The following is a 5189-nucleotide window of genomic DNA, read 5'->3' as shown; positions in this document are numbered from 1 at the left end:
GCTGCAGAAGAAGCAACCGAAGAAAAGGCCGAGGGCTAAGCCTTGGCTGACAACACCGTCACGCTTGCCGCCGTTTCTGGCGCACACGGCGTGACAGGTGAAGTCCGTTTGAAGCTGTTTGCGGATAATCTCGACAGCTTGAAACATTACAAAAGTTTTAATGAGGGGGCGTTGACGGTAAAGTCGCTGCGCCCAACCAAAGACGGCGCAATCGCGCGCTTTGCTGAAATTAATGACCGAAATGCCGCAGAAAAACTGCGTAGTACGTTGCTGACTGTCCCGCGTGAGGCTTTGCCTAAACTGGACGACGGCGAATATTATTATAGCGACCTGCTTGGCTTGCGATGCGTGTCTACCGATGGTAATGACCTTGGTATCTGCGTTGCCGTGGAAAATTTCGGTGCTAGCGACGTTCTGGAAATCCAGTTGCCATCTGTTGAAGGCAAGCCGGGTAAAAAGTTCATGGTCCCGATGACCGCCGACGCTGTCCCCGAATGGACCGCCGGCGCGGGCGGCAATATCGTCATTGATGCCGCTTTCGTGATATGACCTTTCACGCCCAAATCCTTACGCTCTACCCTGAGATGTTTCCCGGCCCACTGGGAATATCCTTGGCTGGTCGTGCGTTGGAGGAAGGCAAATGGTCTTACGCACCTCTCCAGATCCGCGATTTTGCGACGGATAAGCACCGCACGGTAGACGATACACCAGCAGGTGGCGGGGCAGGGATGGTATTACGGGCGGATATCCTTGCCGCAGCGGTCGACTATGCGTCTGCGGCGCAACCTGAACTTCCGATTCTCGCCATGACGCCGCGCGGTACGCCGATCACGCAAAGCCGCATCCGTGCACTTGCCGCAGGCCCTGGCATAACCGTCCTTTGCGGCCGATTTGAAGGCTTTGATGAGCGCTTGTTCGATGCCCGTCCCGAAATCGAACAAGTGTCGATGGGCGACATCATTCTGTCGGGCGGCGAAATAGCGGCGCTGACGCTGTTAGACGCTTGCATTCGGCTGCTTCCCGGCGTAATGGGCGCTTCCTCCAGCGGTGACGAAGAGTCCTTTGAACAAGGATTACTTGAATATCCGCACTACACCCGACCCAATGATTGGGAAGGGCGTATGATCCCTGAAGTGTTGCGATCGGGGGATCATGCGAAAATAGCTGCTTGGCGGAAACATCAGGCAGAGGAATTTACTCGGTTACGCAGACCGGACCTTTGGGGGCGTTACAAAGATGCCCGGGTCCAGCCTGCCTCTGACGTGCGACAAAAGAATAAGGATTAAATGGGGCATGAACCTCATCCAAACACTCGAAGCCGAAGCTATTGCAGCTTTGTCAGAAAACAAAAAAATTCCTGCTTTCCGTGCAGGTGACACCGTAAAGGTGGGCGTGAAGGTCATCGAAGGTGAACGCACGCGTATTCAGAATTACGAAGGCGTGTGCATCGCGCGTTCGAACAAGGGCATGGGCTCCAACTTCACCGTACGCAAAATGTCGTTCGGTGAAGGCGTCGAGCGCGTATTCCCGCTGTACAGCCCGAACATCGACAGCATTGAAGTCGTCCGTAAGGGCGTCGTGCGTCGTGCGAAGCTGTATTATTTGCGAGGTTTGACCGGTAAGAAGGCACGTATTGCCGAGCGCCGCGACCCACGCCCGATTAAAACCACCGAGGTTGCCGAATAAGGCAGGAGCTAGGTTCACGTTTCTAACAGAACATGAAAGGCCGGGCTCCTATAAAGAGCCCGGCTTTTTTTATTGTCCCGTCCGCTTACACGTCAAGGAATTACACATGGGTTATCGTATCGTGGTCGCAGGTGCGACCGGCAATGTGGGCCGCGAAGTGGTGAACATATTGGCCGAACGCGCATTCCCCGCCGACGAAGTCGCTGTGCTGGCATCATCCCGCAGCCAAGGTATCGAAATCGAATATGGCGATACCGATAAGATGCTCAAGATCCAGAATATGGAGAATTTCGATTGGTCGGGCTGGGACATGGCGATTTTTGCTATCGGTTCGGACGCTACCAAGAAATATGCGCCGATTGCTGCTGCTGCTGGGTGCGTCGTGATTGATAACAGCTCGCTTTTCCGGATGGACCCGGATGTTCCATTGATTGTGCCTGAGGTAAACCCCGACGCGATCGACATTTACAAGCGCAAGAACATCATTGCGAACCCGAACTGTTCAACGGCACAACTGGTTGTCGCGCTGAAACCATTACATGATTATGCCAATATCACGCGTGTTGTCGTATCGACTTATCAGTCGGTTTCAGGCGCGGGCAAAGAGGGCATGGATGAGCTGTTCGAACAGAGCCGCAACATCTTTGTTGGCGATAGCGCGGATGCCAAAAAATTCACCAAGCAAATCGCGTTTAACGTCATTCCGCATATCGATAGTTTCCTTGACGACGGTTACACCAAGGAAGAGTGGAAGATGATGGTTGAGGTCAAGAAGATACTCGACCCGAAAATCAAGCTTACCGCGACCTGCGTGCGAGTGCCGGTATTCGTTGGCCACAGCGAGGCTGTGAATATCGAATATGAACGCGAAATGTCTGCAGAGACCGCGCAAAATATCCTTCGGGAAGCGCCTGGCATCATGCTCATCGATAAGCGCGAAGATGGCGGCTATACGACACCCGTGGAAGCTGCGGGCGATGATGCGACGTATGTCAGCCGCGTTCGTGAAGATCCCACTGTCGACAATGGCCTTGCCTTCTGGTGCGTGTCGGATAATTTACGCAAAGGCGCCGCGCTGAATGCGGTGCAGATTGCCGAACTGCTGGGGCGGCGGCATTTGAAAAAGGGATAAGTTATGGGGCTGCAAGCCGATATATTCTGGTCGTTTCGCAGTCCTTATAGCTATCTAGCCACGCGGCGATATAGCGCGCTGGCGCAAGAATATGACCTTACGATAAATTTGCGACCGGTCTATCCGTTGGCGATCCGCGAACCTGATTTTTTTGAACGCAGCCACCCGAACTGGTTGCGCTATACCTTTACCGACATGTTCCGTGTGGCTCAGTTTCATGGTATTCCATTTGGTCCACCACGACCTGATCCTATCCTGCAAGACGTGAAGACGCGCAAAATTTCAGATGAACAGCCCTATATCTTTCGCCTTACGCGCTTGGGTCAAGCGGCGGCGCGGCGCGGCAAAAGCCTGGTCTTTTGTGACGAAGTTTCACGGCTCATTTGGGGCGGGGCGGAGAATTGGCATGAGGACGACCATCTCGCCGGTGCAGCTTCGCGCGCAGGATTGGATTTGGCAGAGCTGGATGCCGAAGCTATCAATGATCCAGAAGCTCTAGATTGTGAAATCGCTGCCAACCAAGCGGCCCTCGAGGCCGCGGGGCATTGGGGCGTGCCAACTCTCGTTTTCGACGCGGAACCATTTTTCGGGCAGGACCGTATCGATATGGCTGTATGGCGCATGAAGCAAAAAGGGTTGGCTGCGCGTTAGTTAGAGGTGTGGGTCGTCGAATATCGAGCGAGATTAATGATTATATCCAACAGTTTTCAAGCCGCCGACGGTGTCGAGATCGCATGGCGCGAGATGGGGCAGGGGCGGCCTTTGTTGCTGATCCATGGTTTCATGTCCGAAGCGGGTACCAACTGGATCAAATACGGCCATGCTACTGCATTGGCCAATGCGGGGTACCGCGTTATCATGCCAGACCTGCGTGCACATGGTTTGAGCGCCAAACCCCATGATCCGGCGCATTATCCACTCGATATCTTGGCAGATGACCAGTTTGCGTTGCTGGCGAATTTGGGCGTCACGGATTATGATCTCGGCGGTTATTCGCTTGGCGGACGGACGGTATCGCGGATGCTAACGCGCGGTGCCGCGCCGGGCAGGGCGGTTATTTCGGGCATGGGTCTCGATGGGTTAACGAACACAGCCCATCGCGGCGTTCATTTTCGCCACGTCTTCGATAATCTGGGGCATCATGAAAAAGGTTCGGCCGCTTGGATGGCGGAGGCGTTTTTGAAAACTACGGGTGGTGACCCAGAAGCATTGCGGCATATTTTGGAAACATTCACTGACACAAGCGCAGCGCAGATTGCCCAATGGACATTGCCCGTCGCCTTGGTGTGCGGAGAGCAGGATAATGATAATGGCTCGGTTGCCGACCTCGCAGCGCTTCTGCGCCGTGGAAAGTTGGTCCTAGTTCCGGGCAATCATATGAGCGCAGTCATAAAGCCTGAGCTTGGGCAAGCTTTTGTCGAGGCCTTGACGGGTGAGCTCTGGTGACGTTGCCGCTGTTTGACATTCAGCCTGCCTTGACGGGCAAGCGGGTTTTACTGCGGCCTTTGGTGGTAGCCGACTATGATGGGCTGTTTGCCGTGGCGTCCGACCGTGAAATATGGGCGATGCATCCGATTCGTGATCGGTATAAAAGAGAGGTGTTCGACGATTTTTTCGGCGACGCCATCGCATCGCAGGGCGCGTTTGCAGTATTAGACACAGCAACAGGCGAAATTATCGGCTGCACGCGCTTTGCCAACTATGATGCCGTCGCGGATCAAATTGAAATTGGCTGGACCTTCTTCGCGACGGCATATTGGCGCACCGGTGTTAACCGCGATGTGAAAGCGCTGATGCTCGATTATGTTTTCCAGTTTGTTCAGACCGTGGTCTTTCAGGTCGGCGCGAATAATTTCCGGTCCCGTACCGCCGTCGAACGTTTGGGCGGGAAGTTGGTGCTGGAACATAAGCGTGATCATGGTGGGCAGCTGCATGACTACACAACCTATCATCTGACGCGCGAGGATGCCCTGTCAGGTGCATTGTCTGCGTCTTTGGGGTGAAGGTCATGCGTGGAGAATCTGCTCTAGAAAGGCGTTTCTGGACGTTCTGGTTGTTCGGCATTTTGTTGTTAGCCACTCAAATCGTTATGAACGTTTGGCTGGTTACCGACGCTTCGTCCTTGGGTATGAGCGACCATCAGGCAGCGGGCAGTGCTGCGCGTGTGGATATCATCCATGCCGGCTGGGCTGCGGCCGGTGTGATGGATCTGGCAATCTATAGTATGGAGTTGGACCTCATTTTTATCGGCGTTTATGCGTGGGGTGCGTTTGCCGGCGGACGGATGTTCGCAGCGTCATCGCGCGCAATGCTCGCGCGGCTTGGCAAAGTCGTCATGATTGCCGCCATTGTTTTTGCAATCTCTGATTTT

At 54.3% G+C, this 5189-nt stretch carries 8 protein-coding genes; all 8 read left to right on the top strand.

The features are described 5' to 3' along the window. Window positions 1-42: 42 nt before the first annotated feature. Window positions 43-549 carry a ribosome maturation factor RimM gene (gene rimM, locus QE270_RS03205; RefSeq protein WP_300035077.1) on the top strand — a complete coding sequence of 169 codons (507 nt, stop codon included), beginning with the start codon at window positions 43-45 and terminating at the stop codon, window positions 547-549. Continuing rightward, window positions 546-1286 carry a tRNA (guanosine(37)-N1)-methyltransferase TrmD gene (gene trmD, locus QE270_RS03200; protein WP_300035072.1) on the top strand — a complete coding sequence of 247 codons (741 nt, stop codon included), beginning with the start codon at window positions 546-548 and terminating at the stop codon, window positions 1284-1286. The genes rimM and trmD overlap by 4 nt, the downstream gene beginning before the upstream one ends. 7 nt (window positions 1287-1293) lie before the next feature. Then, window positions 1294-1686, top strand: coding sequence for a 50S ribosomal protein L19 (gene rplS, locus QE270_RS03195; RefSeq protein WP_300035069.1), 393 nt, complete (start codon window positions 1294-1296; stop codon window positions 1684-1686). A gap of 106 nt (window positions 1687-1792) precedes the next feature. After that, window positions 1793-2818: an aspartate-semialdehyde dehydrogenase gene (locus QE270_RS03190; RefSeq protein WP_300035066.1), complete on the top strand. Its 1026-nt coding sequence runs from the start codon at window positions 1793-1795 to the stop codon at window positions 2816-2818. 3 nt (window positions 2819-2821) lie between these two features. Then, a complete protein-coding gene (locus QE270_RS03185) occupies window positions 2822-3469 on the top strand; it encodes a 2-hydroxychromene-2-carboxylate isomerase (RefSeq protein WP_300035063.1) in 648 nt (215 codons plus the stop codon). Window positions 3470-3505: 36 nt separating this feature from the next. Beyond that, complete coding sequence (locus tag QE270_RS03180; protein WP_300035060.1) at window positions 3506-4264, top strand: alpha/beta fold hydrolase; 759 nt, start codon at window positions 3506-3508, stop codon at window positions 4262-4264. Continuing rightward, window positions 4261-4821, top strand: coding sequence for a GNAT family N-acetyltransferase (locus QE270_RS03175; RefSeq protein ID WP_300035057.1), 561 nt, complete (start codon window positions 4261-4263; stop codon window positions 4819-4821). The genes QE270_RS03180 and QE270_RS03175 overlap by 4 nt, the downstream gene beginning before the upstream one ends. Before the next feature lie 86 nt (window positions 4822-4907). Continuing rightward, window positions 4908-5189: hypothetical protein (locus tag QE270_RS03170; protein ID WP_300035054.1), on the top strand; the 282-nt coding region annotated here is incomplete at its 3' end.

The organism is Sphingorhabdus sp. (genome assembly GCF_029865925.1).
Taxonomy (GTDB): Bacteria; Pseudomonadota; Alphaproteobacteria; order Sphingomonadales; family Sphingomonadaceae; genus Sphingorhabdus_B.
This window is presented reverse-complemented; position numbering and strand designations above follow the sequence as displayed.

Coding starts and splice junctions, on each gene's coding strand:
- trmD (WP_300035072.1), top strand. CDS start 546: ATGACCTTTCACGCCCAAATCCTTACGCTCTACCCTGAGATGTTTCCC.
- rplS (WP_300035069.1), top strand. CDS start 1,294: ATGAACCTCATCCAAACACTCGAAGCCGAAGCTATTGCAGCTTTGTCA.
- QE270_RS03190 (WP_300035066.1), top strand. CDS start 1,793: ATGGGTTATCGTATCGTGGTCGCAGGTGCGACCGGCAATGTGGGCCGC.
- QE270_RS03185 (WP_300035063.1), top strand. CDS start 2,822: ATGGGGCTGCAAGCCGATATATTCTGGTCGTTTCGCAGTCCTTATAGC.
- QE270_RS03180 (WP_300035060.1), top strand. CDS start 3,506: ATGATTATATCCAACAGTTTTCAAGCCGCCGACGGTGTCGAGATCGCA.